The sequence below is a fragment of the Gordonia gummivorans genome (assembly GCF_022513585.1).
Lineage (GTDB): Bacteria > Actinomycetota > Actinomycetes > Mycobacteriales > Mycobacteriaceae > Gordonia.
Genome location: NZ_JAKWBF010000005.1, coordinates 154,526 through 170,002 on the forward strand (window position 1 = coordinate 154,526; position 15,477 = coordinate 170,002).

At 67.0% G+C, this 15,477-nt stretch carries 14 protein-coding genes; 6 read left to right on the forward strand and 8 right to left on the reverse strand.

Annotation, left to right across the window (positions count from 1 at the left end):
* Positions 1–318: 318 nt before the first annotated feature.
* Genes MKW15_RS06010 through MKW15_RS06020 form a run of 3 tightly spaced genes read right to left on the reverse strand, consistent with a single transcriptional unit; the run spans position 319 to position 2,256 of the window.
* Complete coding sequence (locus tag MKW15_RS06010) at positions 319–921, reverse strand: energy-coupling factor transporter transmembrane component T family protein (protein WP_240856668.1); 603 nt, start codon at positions 919–921, stop codon at positions 319–321.
* Positions 918–1,592, reverse strand: coding sequence for an energy-coupling factor ABC transporter ATP-binding protein (locus tag MKW15_RS06015; protein WP_240856669.1), 675 nt, complete (start codon positions 1,590–1,592; stop codon positions 918–920). Before MKW15_RS06015 ends, MKW15_RS06010 begins: the two co-directional genes overlap by 4 nt.
* A gap of 10 nt (positions 1,593–1,602) precedes the next feature.
* Entirely contained in the window at positions 1,603–2,256 is a 654-nt protein-coding gene (locus MKW15_RS06020) for a biotin transporter BioY (protein ID WP_240856670.1), read from the reverse strand.
* A 127-nt stretch (positions 2,257–2,383) separates the two neighbouring features.
* Here MKW15_RS06020 and guaA point away from each other — a divergent pair, with 127 nt between their 5' ends.
* Positions 2,384–3,991, forward strand: coding sequence for a glutamine-hydrolyzing GMP synthase (gene guaA / locus MKW15_RS06025; RefSeq protein WP_240856671.1), 1,608 nt, complete (start codon positions 2,384–2,386; stop codon positions 3,989–3,991).
* A gap of 9 nt (positions 3,992–4,000) precedes the next feature.
* On the opposite strand, the gene MKW15_RS06030 is transcribed toward guaA, so the two are convergent.
* Together MKW15_RS06030 and MKW15_RS06035 are read right to left on the reverse strand one after the other, a co-directional pair.
* Positions 4,001–4,210: a hypothetical protein gene (locus MKW15_RS06030; protein ID WP_240856672.1), complete on the reverse strand. Its 210-nt coding sequence runs from the start codon at positions 4,208–4,210 to the stop codon at positions 4,001–4,003.
* The gene (locus MKW15_RS06035) at positions 4,207–5,520 is read right to left on the reverse strand and encodes a PspC domain-containing protein (RefSeq protein WP_240856673.1); all 1,314 of its coding nucleotides are present in this window, start codon (positions 5,518–5,520) and stop codon (positions 4,207–4,209) included. The genes MKW15_RS06030 and MKW15_RS06035 overlap by 4 nt, the downstream gene beginning before the upstream one ends.
* 85 nt (positions 5,521–5,605) lie before the next feature.
* On the opposite strand from MKW15_RS06035, the gene MKW15_RS06040 reads away from it, so the two are divergent.
* Together MKW15_RS06040 and MKW15_RS06045 are read left to right on the forward strand one after the other, a co-directional pair.
* A complete protein-coding gene (locus MKW15_RS06040) occupies positions 5,606–6,883 on the forward strand; it encodes a PspC domain-containing protein (RefSeq protein ID WP_374246533.1) in 1,278 nt (425 codons plus the stop codon).
* Positions 6,880–7,572 (forward strand): response regulator, encoded by a 693-nt coding sequence (locus MKW15_RS06045; RefSeq protein ID WP_276614650.1) that lies wholly within the window; start codon positions 6,880–6,882, stop codon positions 7,570–7,572. Before MKW15_RS06040 ends, MKW15_RS06045 begins: the two co-directional genes overlap by 4 nt.
* A gap of 17 nt (positions 7,573–7,589) precedes the next feature.
* Here MKW15_RS06045 and MKW15_RS06050 read toward each other — a convergent pair whose 3' ends face one another.
* Positions 7,590–8,849, reverse strand: a complete 1,260-nt coding sequence (locus MKW15_RS06050; protein WP_240856674.1) for a serine/threonine-protein kinase — start codon at positions 8,847–8,849, stop codon at positions 7,590–7,592.
* A gap of 90 nt (positions 8,850–8,939) precedes the next feature.
* Between MKW15_RS06050 and MKW15_RS06055 the strand changes: the two genes are divergently transcribed.
* The 3 genes from MKW15_RS06055 to MKW15_RS06065 all read left to right on the forward strand — a co-directional run bounded on the left by MKW15_RS06055 (position 8,940) and on the right by MKW15_RS06065 (position 12,660).
* Positions 8,940–9,971, forward strand: coding sequence for an Rv2578c family radical SAM protein (locus MKW15_RS06055; RefSeq protein ID WP_240856675.1), 1,032 nt, complete (start codon positions 8,940–8,942; stop codon positions 9,969–9,971).
* Positions 9,972–10,405: 434 nt separating this feature from the next.
* Positions 10,406–11,092 carry a hypothetical protein gene (locus tag MKW15_RS06060; protein ID WP_240856717.1) on the forward strand — a complete coding sequence of 229 codons (687 nt, stop codon included), beginning with the start codon at positions 10,406–10,408 and terminating at the stop codon, positions 11,090–11,092.
* Positions 11,092–12,660 (forward strand): DNA polymerase Y family protein, encoded by a 1,569-nt coding sequence (locus MKW15_RS06065; protein WP_240856676.1) that lies wholly within the window; start codon positions 11,092–11,094, stop codon positions 12,658–12,660. The genes MKW15_RS06060 and MKW15_RS06065 overlap by 1 nt, the downstream gene beginning before the upstream one ends.
* Before the next feature lie 16 nt (positions 12,661–12,676).
* Here MKW15_RS06065 and MKW15_RS06070 read toward each other — a convergent pair whose 3' ends face one another.
* Together MKW15_RS06070 and MKW15_RS06075 are read right to left on the reverse strand one after the other, a co-directional pair.
* The gene (locus MKW15_RS06070; protein ID WP_240856677.1) at positions 12,677–14,599 is read right to left on the reverse strand and encodes an SDR family oxidoreductase; all 1,923 of its coding nucleotides are present in this window, start codon (positions 14,597–14,599) and stop codon (positions 12,677–12,679) included.
* Positions 14,600–14,779: 180 nt separating this feature from the next.
* Positions 14,780–15,427, reverse strand: a complete 648-nt coding sequence (locus MKW15_RS06075) for a TetR family transcriptional regulator (protein WP_308221016.1) — start codon at positions 15,425–15,427, stop codon at positions 14,780–14,782.
* Between the last annotated feature and the right edge of the window lie 50 nt (positions 15,428–15,477).

Genomic DNA, 15,477 nt, shown 5'->3' on the forward strand with positions numbered 1-15,477 from the left:
CCGCAGGCGGCGGGTGGGTCGCTGACTCGAGGAACTCGGTGACCGACCCGCTGACCCGTACGTTCCGCTCCCTGAGGTGCTCGAGGCGCTAGCCGAGAGCCTCGAAGGGCATGGCGAGACAGGGTAATTCGGCGACCAAGCAGCAGCGGTCACCAGGCCTTCGAGGCTCTTCGACTTCGAGACGCTCCCATGCTCGTACCTCGCACGGGGCTCCTCAGCCCGGCGGCTAGCGCTCGTCGCACCTCAGGCAGCGGAGGGAACTCAGTCGGCGGACGATGTGCGGTCAGCCGGTGTGGGGCAGCATGTTCCCTCGGCCAATCAGTCCAAACCGCGTGCGGTGAGCGTGTCGGCGAACCCCTCGGCGGTTCGCAACGCCGCGATCACGATGGGTGCGAACAGGATTCGTGCACCCGGTCGTAGGCCGCGCGCCTGCCGTGCTTCGTCCACCTCGCGGATGATCTCGACCATCATCGGGATGGCCCGGATCGTCAGTGCCAGGGCCATCGCGATGTGGTCGACCGGAACCCCGATGCGGCGCATCGGTTTCAGCACGGCGACGATGGTGTCGAGCATGTCTGTCGTGCGGGTGGTCAACGTGACCACCGCTGCCAACGCCACCGACAAGACCAAAACTCCGCAGACCACTACCGCCCGTTGCCAATCGGTGAACACCCACTGGAAGGCGAAGATGAACAGCGTGATCCACCGCATCGGTCGGAGCTGACGCCACGCGGTGACAGGTCCGAGGCCGGCCAGCGCGTACACCACGGCCACTGCCGCTGCGGCGATCCCCAACGCCGCGGGGGAGCGTACCCACACCGACATCGCGACGATCCCCACACCCAGCCCGAGTAGCTTGACGCCCGGCGCAAGGCGGTGCAGCAGGGTGTTTCCCGGGCGGTAGACGCCCAACGCGCTCACGACATCATCCGGCGGTAAGCGGCGATCGCGGCGGCGGGCACATCGTCGGCCACCACCCGGCCGTCGTCGAGCACGATGACCCGGTCGAAGTCGTCGACGAGGTCGAGGTCGTGGGTCACCACGATCAGTCGTTCGTCGAGCGTGGTGAACACCTCACGCAACATCCGGCTGTTGCGCAGGTCGAGCAGCGTCGTCGGTTCGTCGGCGACGATGATGCGGGGTTCGGTCACGAAGATCGACGCCAGCGCGAGGAGTTGCTTCTGTCCTCCGGACAACCGTGCGGCCGGATGGTCGGCGTGATCGGCCAGTCCGAAACGGTCGAGGACGGCGCGAGCCCGCTGTGTCCGTTCGGCTTTCGTGAGTTCGGTGCGCCGCAACGACAGTTCGATGTCCTCGATGACGGTCGGCATGATGATCTGCCGGTCGGGGTCGGAGAAGATGAATCCGACCTCGCGTCGGACGCGACGTTTGTGTTTGGCCGCGTCGATCCCGTTGACCGTGACCGTGCCGGTGTCGGGGGTGACGAGAGCGTTGATCATCCGGGCGAGCGTCGACTTGCCGCTGCCGTTGGCGCCGACCATCCCGATGCGTTGTTCGCCCAGCGTGAGTGAAACATCGCGCAGCACAACCCGGTCGTCGTAGGCGTGGGTGACGTCGGCGATCTCGATCATGTGCTGGTGATCAGGGTTCCGGTGGTGAGGGCTTGCGGAGCCGAATCGGTTCGATCAGGCCAGGCCACCCGCGGTGCACCTGGGCGGCCACGAGAGCGGTTATGACCGCCTTGATGACGTCGCCCGCCACATAGGGTCCGTTGGTGGTGATGGCCGCCCACCAGGTCAGGTATCCACGGATCACCAGCCAGGCCACACCGCACGCGTAGATCACCACCAGGCCACCGAGCAGGTTGATGAGAATGCCCCAGGTCACCCGATAGCGCGGTTTGCCGTCGCCCGACGGCGTCGACAGCATGACCGCGGTGAGCACGCCGATGACGATCACCCCGGGCAGGAAGCCCAGGAAGTAGCCGCCGCGGGCGGAGGCGAGCGACGCCTGACCATTGATGCCGCCGGCGAGAATCGGCAGTCCGGCGATCGCCAGCACCATGAAGATTCCCACCGCGAGGGTGCCCTTCTTCGGGCCGAGGATCGCACCGGCGAGCATCACGCCCATCGTCTGCAGCGTGATCGGCACACCGCCCGGCAGATTGATGGCACCCGGCAGTCCGAGCGCGGCGATCAGCGCCGCGAACACCGCTGCCTGCGTGATGTCGGTGACCGACAGGGACCAGGGATTGTGCCGTTTGTGCGGCTGGGTTCCGGAAGAAGCGTTGTCCATGACGATCTCGCAGTATTCCACCTCAAACCCGCGTCGCTGCGCTGGCCCGTCAATGAGATCTCCCGTCGAAACCCGCCGGGCACCCGCGCACCCAGGCACTGACCGGTTCGCCACTACACTTTCTTCCGTGACGGATTCTGCTGCTCAGGGCTTCTTCGACGGATCGCGGTTCGACGGGCCGCGACCGGTTCTGGTCGTCGACTTCGGCGCGCAATACGCGCAGCTGATCGCACGACGGGTGCGGGAGGCCCGGATCTACTCCGAGGTCATCGCCCACGACGCCGGACTGGCCGACTTCACCGCCAAGGACCCGGTCGCGATCATCCTGTCGGGTGGTCCGGCGTCGGTGTATGCCGACAACGCACCGGGGCTCGACCCGCAGGTCTTCGAGCTCGGCATTCCGGTGTTCGGCATCTGCTACGGATTCCAGTCGATGGCGCGCCAGCTGGGGGGCGAGGTCGCCAACACCGGTGGTCGCGAGTTCGGCCGCACCACGCTCACCTTGAACGGGGAGGGCATTCTGCATCAGGGCCTGTCGGACACCCAGCCGGTGTGGATGAGCCACAACGACGCGGTGCAGGTCGCCCCCGAGGGATTCGTGGTGACCGGCTCGACGCCGGGCGCACCGGTCGCCGCCTTCGAATGCGTGGAACGTCGCATGGCGGGCGTCCAGTACCACCCCGAGGTGCTGCACACCCCGCACGGCCAGCAGATCCTCACCCGATTCCTCTACGAGATCGCCGGACTCGAGGCCACCTGGACCCCGGCCAACATCGCCGACACCCTTATCGACGCGGTGTCCGACCAGATCGGCGACGGCCTCGCCATCTGCGGACTTTCCGGTGGCGTGGATTCGGCGGTGGCCGCAGCCCTCGTACAGCGCGCCATCGGCGACCGGCTCACGTGTGTCTTCGTCGACCACGGACTCCTGCGAGCCGGTGAGCGCGAGCAGGTCCAGCACGACTTCGTCGGCGCCACAGGAGCCAAGCTGGTCACGGTCGACGCGGCAGAGACGTTCCTCGATGAACTCGCCGGCGTCAGCGACCCGGAGACCAAACGCAAGATCATCGGCCGCGAGTTCATCCGGTCCTTCGAGGGCGCGGTGAGCGAGGTTCTGGGCGATCACGCCGACGATGGCCAGAAGGTCGAGTTCCTCGTGCAGGGCACGCTGTACCCGGACGTCGTCGAGTCCGGTGGTGGCAGCGGTGCCGCGAACATCAAGAGCCACCACAACGTCGGCGGACTGCCGGAAGATCTCGAGTTCGACCTCGTCGAACCGCTTCGGCTGCTGTTCAAGGACGAGGTCCGCGCGGTGGGCCGTGAGCTGGGCCTACCCGAGGACATCGTTGCGCGGCAGCCGTTCCCCGGCCCGGGTCTGGCGATCCGCATCGTCGGCGAGGTCACCGCTGACCGGCTCGCCATGTTGCGCAAGGCCGACCTGATCGCCCGCGAAGAACTGACCGCAGCCGGCCTCGACACACAGATCTGGCAGTGTCCGGTGGTCCTGCTCGCCGACGTGCGGAGTGTGGGCGTCCAGGGCGACGGCCGCACCTACGGGCACCCGATCGTGCTGCGCCCGGTGTCGAGCGAGGACGCGATGACCGCCGACTGGACCCGGGTGCCCTTCGAGGTGCTCGAAGTGATCTCCACCCGCATCACCAACGAGGTGCCCGACGTCAACCGCGTCGTCCTCGACGTCACGAGCAAACCCCCGGGCACCATCGAGTGGGAGTGAGGGTTCTGCTCAACGCTGCGATCGCGCACCGGTGACGATCAGGAGCAACCCGACCACCAGCCCGACCCCGACAGCCAGCCAGCCGAGATTCGACGCGTCGGGGAAGGTCGGTCCGTCCGCGATGCCCCACACCGCGACGCCGAGCGCGAGCAGTCCGAAGAGCACCAGCCCTGGCGAACGGTGCCGCTCGATGGCCGACGTCTGATCTGTGTCACTCATCGCACAACCTCCACTTTGCCCATACCGCTGTGGGCGTCGATCGTGAGTACCGGACCGGCGGTGCCGTCACCGCCGCCGTCCAGGCCTTCCGGACAGTGATAGTCGCCGAGTCCGGTGCTGCATTCCGCGCGAACGTTCATGTCGGGGCCCACCTTCACGGTGATCTCGCCCATGCCGCTGCGCAGTTCGACGCTCCGGTCGGAGGTCAGTTCGACCTCGCGCAAGTCCAGCACCATGGCGCCCATGCCGAGCGTGTATTCGGGCTTGATGTCGTTCTCCGTCAACGGTTTCCAATCGCGGTCGCCCACGCCGCCCTCCGGGAAGCCGGAGAACCCGGCGGCGGCTGTTGTGACGACCGTGGCGACGCCGAGGATGATCGCGATCGGTACGAGTCCGGTGCTGTGTCGTCCGGAACTGCGACGTCGAAGACCCGCGTAGATCAGACCGGCACCGACGACGGCCAGCGCGAGGGACAGCACACGTCCGGGGGTGAACCAGTCGATGCCCGCCTGATGGGCGGCGGTCCCGGCTGCCCCCACGATGACTGCGATGCCCAACACGACGAGGGTGAGCGGTGAACGGCGGTCGCGGGGAGGCTCGTAGACCGGCGTCGCCGGCTCGGGAAGATCCCACGCGAAGCTGGCGGCGCCCAACGGATCCCAGGCCGGGGGTGTGGTTGTCGTCGGTTCGAGGACGGCGGTCGGGTTGTCGGTGGTGTCGCTCCGCGGGGCAGGCGTGGGCGGGTGCTCTCCGGGGTTCATCATGGCGCGTGGTATCCATCTCTCGAAGTGGTCGGAAGCACCGAAGTTGGGTGCGGCGGTGTTGGCAGGGGAAGTGAGGGCGCCGGGTTGGGTGTCGACCGACGTTCCCGGCGGCGGGGTGGGAGTGCGGAGGTACAGCAGCCACCAGCCGACGAGCATCAGGATGGCGCCGACCAGGCCACCCGAACCCCAGGTCCGGTTGGGGCCGAAGGACGTGATGACCACGATGGCCAGTACGGCGAACAAGATGAATCGCGGGCCGTGCAGCTTGATCCGCGTCGACGGCCGACGACCCCGCGCGGCAGCCGCGCGCGCCTTGGCCGCACCCGGCATGGCGATCCACGCGGCCAGATACAGCAGCAGTCCGCTGCCGCCGAAGAACGCGGCGACCACAAACGCCACCTTGACCAGCGTCGGGTCCACCCGATAGCGCGCTGCGATGCCGCTGCACACACCCGCGATCGTGCGCGGGTCGTCGGGCCGCACCGGACGCGTCGCCCACAGGTCGGTGACCTGCTGCTGGAGATCCTTGGTGTCCATGACGACCATCGTGGGCCGTGGGAGCCTCCCGATGCATCGGGTATGACCCTGAGTTCTGCCCGGAATCCCGGGATCGGATCCGGGATCGACCCTGATGTCGAACCGGTGCCCGCGTGCCAGTATCGGAAGGGTGAGTGACGTGGAGGTCGACGCTGCGCCGAGACTGGTGCGACGCGACGGTGGGCGGGTGATCGCCGGTGTTGCCGGTGGCATCGCCGACCATCTCGGCGTGGACGCCTTCCGCGTCCGCATCGTGTTCGTGGTGCTGGCGGCACTCGCGGGCGCAGGTGTGGTCGCCTATGGACTGCTCTGGTTCTTCTGCCCGCCCGGCGACGACACGACGCCACCGCCGCCGGGGGTGCGCCGACAGTCGCTTGGCCTGGCGTTGATCGGCCTGGTGGCCATGGCGGTGGTGGGGTTCGCCGCGTCGGGCACCCCGGCCGCCTACTTGGTTCCGTTCGTGTTCATCGCGATCGGCGCCAGCCTGGTATGGCGCGAATTCGACACCTCCCGAACCGCGCCACGCACACCGATACTCACCTGGACCCGGTTGATCGGCGGTGTGGTCCTGGTCATCGGTGGTCTTGTGGTGGTGGTCCTGGCGGGCAACCGCAGCTTCGGTGGGCTCAACACAACGATCCTCGCCGTGGTGGCCACCCTGATCGGTGTGGTGCTGTTGACGGTCCCTCTGTGGATGCGGATGTGGCGCGCGCTCAACGAGGAGCGCGCCGCCCGCATTCGCAACGCCGAGCGTGAGGAGATCGCGTCGCACCTGCACGACTCCGTGCTGCAGACGTTGGCGCTCATCCAGAAGCAGGCCGGCAAGCCGGAGGCGGTCGCCCGTCTGGCGCGCAGCCAGGAAAGAGAGCTGCGTGCATGGCTTTTCGGTGATCCGGCCCATCGCAACGATTCGCTGGCCGCCGCACTGCGCGGAGTCGGCGCGGAAGTTGAGGACGCCTACGGGATCGAGGTCGAGGTGGTGACGGTCGGCGATCTGCGTCCGGAGGAGACCGCCGACGCCAAGCGGTGGGCAGCGTTGGTCGGGGCGACGCGGGAGGCACTGGTCAACGCGGCCAAGCACTCTGGGGAGCGGACGGTCGACGTGTACTGCGAGATCACCGAACCCGAGGTGGAGGTCTTCATCCGCGACCGTGGCGCTGGTTTCGACCCCGACGCGGTCGCCGACGACCGGCAGGGCATCGCGCGGTCGATCCGCGCTCGCATCGAACGCGCCGAGGGAACTGTGCGCATCGATTCGACGCCCGGCCGGGGTACCAACGTGCGGCTGGTGGTGCCACGCCTCGACGCGGGCGTCGAACACGAGAAAGATACGGGTGGACAACCGGATCAGGAGGACGGGCACACACGATGAGCGACGTGGCTGGACAAGTGGAATCCCAAGATCGAGTGTGCGGTGTCTACCTGGTCGACGACCACGCCGTGTTCCGGTCCGGGGTGCGTGCCGAACTGGCGGGTGAGTCGGGTCTGCGGGTGGTCGGGGAAGCGGGCACGGTCGCCGAGGCCGTCGCCGGGATCGCCGCGACGACACCGGATGTGGTGCTCCTCGATGTGCACATGCCGTCCGGCGGCGGTGTCGCCGTGCTGCGCTCCGTCGTCGACGCGATGGGTTCCGACGCCCCGGTCTTCTTGGCACTCAGCGTGTCCGACGCAGCCGAGGATGTGATCGCGACAATCCGTGCGGGCGCCCGCGGCTACGTGACCAAGACGATCAGCGGTGCGGAACTGGCCGACGCGGTACGCCGGGTGGCCGACGGCGACGCGGTCTTCAGTCCGCGTCTCGCCGGCTTCGTGCTGGATTCGTTCACCGGTAAGTCGAGTGCGCCTGAACCGCCGCTGGATCCGGAGTTGGATTCGCTGACCCGACGCGAACTCGAGGTGCTGCGGCTGCTTGCGCGTGGCTATACGTATCGGGAGATCGCCGAAGAGCTGTTCATTTCGATCAAGACGGTGGAAACCCACGCCTCCAACGTGTTACGCAAGACGCAGCAATCCAACCGCAACGCGCTGACCCGCTGGGCGGCGACGAGGCACATCGGCTGAACAGGTCGTCTGCGAGCTCAGCGCACTATGGCGATGATGAGTACCGCCGCGATGGCGAGGAGCACGAAGAAGCCGAAGATGGCGGCCGCGAGTGGCCCGCTCGACGACGACTTCCGAGGTGGCACAGGCGCATACACGCCCGGGTACGACGGTGGTGGCGCCGGCGGATAGGCCCCGCTGGGTGGCAGTGGCGGAGTGTGCGGTGACACGCCGCCGGAAGGTGCAGGCGTCGACATCGTCTGCGCGTAGGCTGCAGCATTGCGCACCGGGGTATTGTGGACCGGTGCGTGTGAGCCGGTGGGTGTGCGGGGTGGCATGGTGCTCGGCGGCAGGGTGTTCGAGGACTGCGCCCAGATCGGAACGCCGCCACCTGGTTTCGCGAGCTTTCCGGTCAGCACCTGCTGCGTGGTCCGGTGGTTGCCGGCGGCCACTCCGGCGAGCAGGTCGCGTGCCTGTTCCATCGTCGGTCGCCGGGTGGGGCTCGGTTCGAGCAGTCTGAGCAGAACCGGCTGCAGCGCACCGGCTTTGGTCATGGGATTGATTCTGGCCCGGGCCACGCGGTGCAGGAGTACCAGCGAGTTCTCGTCGATACCGAACGGCGGCTGCCCCTCGATCATCGTGTACACGGTGGCTCCGAGCGAGTACACGTCCGACGGCTCGCCGGGTTCGGTACCGCGTGCGACCTCCGGGGCGAAGTAGGCCGGCGTGCCGGTGATGACGCCCGCCTGGGTGAGGGTCACGTCGTCCTTGGCGCGGGAGATGCCGAAGTCGGTGATCTTGACCAGTCCGGCGTTGCGTGCGCCGGTGGCGATGAGGATGTTGCCGGGCTTGATGTCGCGGTGCACGATCCCCGCGGCGTGCGCCTCGGCCATCGCGTCGGCCACCTGGGCGCCGATCTGCGCGGCCTCCTGTACATCCAGAGTGGTTGTGGCATGCAGGATCTGGGCGACACTGCGCGATGGGAGGTACTCCATCACCAGCCACGGTTCACCACGGTCGAGGGCGACGTCGTGCATCGCGATGGCGTTGCGGTGGGAGAGCTTCGCGGCGATGCGGCCTTCGCGCATCGCGCGCTGACGGATGTTGTCGGCCGACTCCTCGGTGAGCCCCTCGGTGGAGACGACCTGTTTGACCGCGACCTCGCGGTCGAGGAGCTGGTCGCGCGCCAGCCATACCGTGCCCATTCCGCCGCCGCCGATGCGCGACAGCAGGCGATATCGTCCGGCCACCAGGTACTGCGGACCTGGCATGCGACGATTGGTGGACTCGGTGGACATAGGGCGATGATAGCGGCCGGGCCGGGTGCGCATGCCCTGGCCGGTGTGCCGCGCTTGACAGCGGCGTCGCACGTATGTTCGACTCGCGCTATGCGATGGTCGGATCAGTCGGTCGACGCCGACGACGGCGCATTTCCCGGGTTTGCCCGATCGGGTCTTGTCCGCTCGGTGCAGACACCGGAATTCGAGGGCATCACCTTCCACGAGGTGCTCGCCAAGAGCGCGCTCAATCGTGTTCCGGAGGCGTCGCATCTGCCATTTCACTTCACCGTGAACACTTTTCGGGGTTGTACGCACGCGTGTCGCTACTGCTTCGCGCGACCGACCCATGAGTATCTCGATCTGGATGCCGGTCGAGACTTCGACAGCCAGGTGGTGGTGAAACTGAACGTCGCAGCGGTGCTGCGGCGGGAGTTGCGCCGTCGGTCGTGGACGCGGGAGGTGGTGGCGCTCGGCACCAACACCGACCCCTACCAGCGGGCCGAGGGGCGCTACCGTTTGATGCCCGGGGTGATCACGGCGCTCGCGGAGTCGCGCACCCCGTTCTCGATCCTCACCAAGGGCACCTTGCTGCGCCGCGATCTGCCACTGCTGCGGCAAGCTGCCGGGCAGGTGTCGGTGAGCATCGGCATTTCGCTGGCATTCTTCGACGCCGACCTGCAGAAGCAGATCGAGCCGGGAACGCCGTCGCCCGCGGCGCGGCTCGCCCTCATCCGCGAGGCTGCCGACGCCGGATTCGCCCCGCACGTGATGGTCGCCCCGGTCATCCCGTATCTGACCGATTCGTCGTCGCATCTGGACGAGTTGCTGGGGGCGATCGGTGCGGCGGGAGCGTCCGGGGTGACGGCGTTCCCCATGCATCTGCGCGGCGCGACCAAGCCGTGGTTTCTCGAATGGCTGGCGGCCGAGCATCCGGCGCTGGTCCGCCGATACCGCGGACTGTACGGCCGTGGTGCCTACGTCACGCCGGAGTATTCGTCGTGGTTGCGTGAGCGGATGCGTCCGCTGGTGGTTCGGCACGGTCTGGCCGGTTCCGGCGGCATGCGCGGCGACGCGGCCGACGACGCCGATGCCACTCCGGTGGCGAGGCCCGAGTTGCAGCAGGCTCTGACGCTGTTCTGACGGCTGCGGTTGACGGTTGTCGGTGGCCGGTTCTACGATCGAATTATCGAAAACACGTTCGAGTGATCGATGGCGCGCACCTTCCCGGCTCGCTTGAGTACCACGCTGGATCTGGAGGGTGCAATGGATATGTCGTCGGTGTCGGATCGCTGCCGTCTCAACCGCTGTCTGAGGTGCGAGGAGCACAAGCGACGAGCCTCGAAGACCCGGCGTCGACATCTCACCCTCCTGCAGAAACTAGGGGAAGAAACTCTTCCCCTAGCCTTGGTTCCTTCCCCGAGAATTTTCTCGGGGAAGACACGAGAACCAGGGGACGAAGATTCTTCCCCTACTTTCAGTACGCGGTTGCTCGGCTACTCGACGATGTCGGTCACTGAACTCAAAGGTGCGACGCTGTGGTGAGCGGTACGCCGATTGCGGAGCTCCGCAAACGGATGGCGGCGATGTCCGGCCAACCGGATCAGCATGCGGTGGACGTCGCCGACCCGGTGGAGGGTGCGTTGCCGATGCCCTCGCCGTTGTCGGAAGTTCTGCCGCACAAAGGAATTGCCCGCGGAACGGTCGCCTGTCTGGATGGGATGAACTCGGTGTTGATCGCGGTGATCGCCGAGGTGACCCGCGCCGGTGGTCAGGTGGGGATCGTGGGGCTGCCCCGGCTGGGTCTGTTGTCCGCGGCGGAGATGGGCGCGGATCTGTCGAGAATCGCAACGGTGCCGTTGCCCGGCGCCGACCCCGTCGAGGTGGCGGCGGTTCTGCTCGACGGCATGGACCTGGTGGTGCTGGGCGCCGGTGGTCTCGATGTCGCGCCGTCGCGCAGTCGGGTGGTGATGGGCCGGGCGCGTAAACAGTCGTCGGTTCTGCTCGTGGTGGGTGGTAGGTGGCCGGGTGCGCAGACCCACATCGACACGGAGGTCCTCACCTATCGGCACAGCCCGGGTCTCGCCGACCCTGCCGATATCCGGTGCGGTTTCGGAAGAATCGGTGGGATGCGTTTGCGGATAACGGTTTCCGGACGTTCGCGTCGTCCGGAAACGGTGCTGGCTGATCTGGTGGCACGCCCACAGGGGGTGGAGATGGTGCAGGCCACCACGACACAACACGAACTGGCGGTGGCGAACTGATGCGGGTGCTGGCGCTGTGGTGTCCGGACTGGCCGGCGACGGCTGCTGCGGCCGAGGTCGATCTGCCACCGCAACACCCCATCGCGGTGTTGTCGGCCAACCGCGTGGTCGCCTGTTCGGCATCGGCCCGGACGATGGGCGTGCGTCGTGGCATGCGGAAACGACAGGCGCAGTCCGCATGTCCGGAGATGACGCTGGTGGCCGCGGACGAGAACCGGGACGGGCGGTTCTTCGAACCGGTCGCTGCGGTGGTGGCCGAGATCGTGCCCACCCTGGAAGTGCTGCGCCCGGGGCTCCTGGTGGTGCCCGGTGATCGCGCTGTCCGCTACTTCGGCGGTGAAGGGACCATGGCCGAGGAGGTGGTCGACGCGGTGTCGGCCTGCGGGGTCGAATCCCAGGTCGGTATCGCCGACGAACTGTTCACCGCGGTACTCGCGGCTCGGCGCGGACAGCAAGTCGAGCCGGGCGGGGACGGCCACTACCTCGCGAAGCTGCCCGTCGCGGATCTGGCAGTGGAGCCCAGCCTGAGCGATCCGACCCGGACCGAACTGGTGGATTTGTTGCGGCGCTTGGGAATATCCACCATCGGTGCGTTTGCCGCGTTGTCGGCCACCGACGTCGCATCACGCTTCTCCGCGGATGCGGTGGTTGCGCACCGGCTGGCCAATGCGCAACCGGGACGGGTGCCGTCGGGTCGCCGGGAATCGCTCGACGTGATCATCGAGCATGCCTGTGACCCGCCCGTCGACCGGGTCGATGCCGCGGCCTTCCTCGGTCGGCACCTGGCCGAGAAGTTGCATCGCCGTCTGCTCGATGCGTCGGTGGCCTGTACTCGACTGGCCATTGAGGCGACAACTGAACGTGGACAGCGGCATTCGCGAACCTGGCGATGTGCGCAGCCGTTGACTCCGGATGCGACCGCGGATCGTATCCGATGGCAGTTGGAAGGCTGGCTGACCGGTGGTCGTGGTCGGAGCGCGGCCGACCGGCCTGATTCGCCGATCGCCGCTCTGCGGCTGGAACCGGTGGAACTCGTGGATGCCGGTGCCCTCCAATATGATCTCGGTGGCGGTGACGCGGAGGCCGACGAACGGGCCCGCCGATCCCTGGTGCGCATTCAGGGCATCCTCGGTGGTGATGCGGTCAAGGTTCCGGTGCTCAGCGGGGGCAGGGGACCGGCGGAACGGATCACCATGGTGACCCTGGGAGATGAGCGGGTGCCGAGCCGGGATCCGAACGCGCCGTGGCCTGGTCGGCTCCCGCAACCCGCCCCCGCGGTTCTGGCGGAGACCGAGATTCTCGTGCTGGATGCTGTCGGACAACCGGTTTCGGTGACCGGACGGGGAGCATTCACCGCGGAGCCGGCCACGGTGCGGCTCGTTCGGATCGGCCGGCATCCGGCCGGCCGCGGCGCAGCCTGGGAACTGTGCTGGTGGGCCGGCCCATGGCCGAGCGGAACCGACGAGGCCGGCATCACCGCCCGTGCTCAGGTCCTGCTCGACGATTCCCGGGCGCTGTTGCTCTGCTACCGTTCCGGCGGCTGGGTCGTCGAGGGGGTCTACGAGTAGCCCGCGATCAGGTGGGTCAACTCCGCGACTTGCCCAGTGCGGCATCGGATTCGCCGAACATCAGATACTCCTGATGCAGAACACGCGTCGTCAGTGCGGGTGTCAGGCGCCGTCCGATCTCGGCGATGGTGCCGAGCGTCGAGTTGATGTGTTGGGGTCGTCGGAGGATGCCGTCGAGTACCCGGCTCGCGGCCTTGTCGACGTTCCAGGTGCCCGGCTGATTGTCGTAGGCTTCGGTCGGCGCGATCATCCGGGTTTGCACCAGCGGCAGCCGCACATTGGTGAAGCTCACGTGATCGGACAGGGTTTCGGTCCCGGTGACATCGCTGAACGCCTCCAGCGCAGCCTTTGACGCGGCGTACGCACCGAAGCGGGGCCCGCGAGACTGCACGGCAATCGACGTCACATTGACGATGTGCCCGGACTGCCGCGCGACCATGTGCGGCAGCAATTCCAGGATCAGGTTCACCGCACCGAAGTAGTTCACGGCCATCACGCGTTGGTAGTCGTGCAGCCGGTCCACCGAGTTCAGCGTTGCCCGGCGAATCGAACGGCCCGCGTTGTTCACCAGCACGTCGACGTGATCATGTTCGGCGAGAATCGTTTTGACGAGCGCGTTGACTGCCTCGGAGTCGGTGATGTCGCATTGGTAGGCCACCACCCGGCCCGGTGGAATACCCTTCTTGCTCGCGGTGGCGTTGAGTTCGGCGACCGCGGAATCGAGTTCGTCGGCGCCGCGGGCGACGATGAACACATTGGCCCCACGTGCGACGCACATCCGTGCGGTGGACTTGCCGATGCCGGTGGAGCCGCCGGTGATGAGCACGTTCTTGCCCACAAGTGGTCCGCGCGGGTCGGTGCGGCGGTTGCGGCGCGGGTCGAGGTTCTTGGCCCAGTAGCGCCACAATCGCGGGCCGTAGTCGTCGAGGTCGGGCTGGCAGATGCCGTGCTCGTGCAGGACCGACGCGGTGTGCTCGGATCTAAAGTCGACGGGCAACGACATCGTGTCGAGAATCGCGGGCGGAATGCCCTGCTGGGCGGCCACCAGGTCACGTCCCACTCGCAGCGGACCGACGCCCGACAGCGCGATCGCGGGTTCGACGAAGCGATTCGGGATGACGTTGAATCCCTTGGGCGCGTTCAATCCTGGCGCGATCGCGTTGTACATGTCGGTGATGGTGCGACGCTGCGGATCGCTGAGATGGAAGACGAGTCCACTCCGATCCGGTTCGACGTCGAGGAGCGCCACGATCGCGTTCACGACGTAGTCGACCGGCACCATGTTGATCATGCCCAGGTCCGGCATCGGGAGTCGCAGCGCCGACGGCAGTCGGCCGAGCAGCGCGAGTTGGCCGAAGAAGTAGTACGGCCCGTCGATCTTGTCCATCTCGCCGGTCCGGGAGTCCCCGACCACCACCGACGGGCGAAACACGCGCCAGCGCAGACCTTCTCGTTCCCGGATGACGCGTTCGGCCTCGAACTTGGTGCGGTGATAGGGCGACGGGAATCCTTGGCAGGTGTCGAAGTCGTCCTCGGTGTAGACCCCGCGGTGATCTCCGGCGACGGCGATCGACGAAATGTGATGGCACAAAGCGTCATGTGCGACAGCGAAGTCCGCGACACGCGACGTGCCCTCCACGTTGGCGGCATGCTGGGAGTCGGCGTCGGCTGCCATGTCGTAGATAGCGCCCAGATGCACGACGTGGTCGATGTCGGTGATGCTCGTCGCATCGATTCCGAGGCCGGGGGCGGTGAGATCGCCGACCACGAGTGTGACGCGGTCGGAGCCGGGCAGGTCGGCGAGCATCTCGGTGAATCGCGACTGCGATGCCTCACGAACCAGTGCGTGGATGGTGGCGGTGCTGTCGACGGTCAGTATGCGCTCGATGACGCGGCGGCCGATGAATCCGCTGCCACCGGTGATGAAGTAGTTCGGCATGTGGGGTGTCCATCTCTGTCGAAGCTGGATCTGTCTGTCACTCAGGGTGACACTTACATTGGCCGATGGCAATGTGCCGAAATCATCGACTCTGCCATCAGTCGAGTTATGCTCAAGTCATATGACTCACGGTCGGGGAGTGGTCGCGAACCCACAGTACGTCGTTCATCGATAAGGGGGTCAGTGATGCGTGGTCGGCGCCAGCCACAGGCCCACGGTTGCGTCGACGAGGGTTTCGCAATGGTGCGACCAGGCACCGGCTCGTCGGCCGGACGTGATGTCGGGGTCGTCGAGGGAGCGCTCGAATTCGGCAAGCGTGTAGACCGTCATGTGCTGGCTCATCGTGATGCGTGCGCTGAGAATGGTGTCCGACAGGGTGGGCAGCGCAGCGAAGAACCCCTGCAGCGCGTCGGTCAGGGCGGTCGACTCGTCGACGGAGGCGTACAGCAGTGGCGTGGTGGCCGGGTTGGCGTCGACGTGCGCGCAGAAGCGAGCGTAATGCGACGGTTCGCCGAGATTGCCGAGGTACTCCATCTCCGGGCGGACCAGGCACCGAATCCAATCGCGAATGGAGGGTCGCGCGGGCAGTCGGTCGAGTTCGCGGAGCCGGCACTCTTCGATCTTCGAGTTGTGATTCCGCAGAATCGCGCTGATCAGGCCAGTTCGGTCGCCGAAATGGTGGCCGACGGCGTAGTTGTTCCGCTGGCCCGCAGCCTTGCTGATCTGCCTGCTGGATACCGCGTCGATGCCGTGCAGTGCGTAGAGACGCTCGGCAGTCGTCCGCAGGAGCGCACGGGTGGCCGCTGTCTGCTCGCTCCGCGTTGCCACCACAAATCACATGATGCCTCATGTTTGGCCGCCGCCTCGTGTGACATGCG

Bases quoted from the DNA above. Each gene is read 5' to 3' on its own strand.
- MKW15_RS06065 (WP_240856676.1), top strand. From the start codon at position 11,092: ATGCGGGTGCTGGCGCTGTGGTGTCCGGACTGGCCGGCGACGGCTGCT.
- MKW15_RS06040 (WP_374246533.1), top strand. From the start codon at position 5,606: ATGTCGAACCGGTGCCCGCGTGCCAGTATCGGAAGGGTGAGTGACGTG.
- MKW15_RS06030 (WP_240856672.1), bottom strand. From the start codon at position 4,210: ATGAGTGACACAGATCAGACGTCGGCCATCGAGCGGCACCGTTCGCCA.
- MKW15_RS06060 (WP_240856717.1), top strand. From the start codon at position 10,406: ATGGCGGCGATGTCCGGCCAACCGGATCAGCATGCGGTGGACGTCGCC.
- MKW15_RS06050 (WP_240856674.1), bottom strand. From the start codon at position 8,849: ATGTCCACCGAGTCCACCAATCGTCGCATGCCAGGTCCGCAGTACCTG.
- MKW15_RS06055 (WP_240856675.1), top strand. From the start codon at position 8,940: ATGCGATGGTCGGATCAGTCGGTCGACGCCGACGACGGCGCATTTCCC.
- MKW15_RS06015 (WP_240856669.1), bottom strand. From the start codon at position 1,592: ATGATCGAGATCGCCGACGTCACCCACGCCTACGACGACCGGGTTGTG.
- MKW15_RS06045 (WP_276614650.1), top strand. From the start codon at position 6,880: ATGAGCGACGTGGCTGGACAAGTGGAATCCCAAGATCGAGTGTGCGGT.
- MKW15_RS06070 (WP_240856677.1), bottom strand. From the start codon at position 14,599: ATGCCGAACTACTTCATCACCGGTGGCAGCGGATTCATCGGCCGCCGC.
- MKW15_RS06035 (WP_240856673.1), bottom strand. From the start codon at position 5,520: ATGGTCGTCATGGACACCAAGGATCTCCAGCAGCAGGTCACCGACCTG.
- MKW15_RS06020 (WP_240856670.1), bottom strand. From the start codon at position 2,256: ATGGACAACGCTTCTTCCGGAACCCAGCCGCACAAACGGCACAATCCC.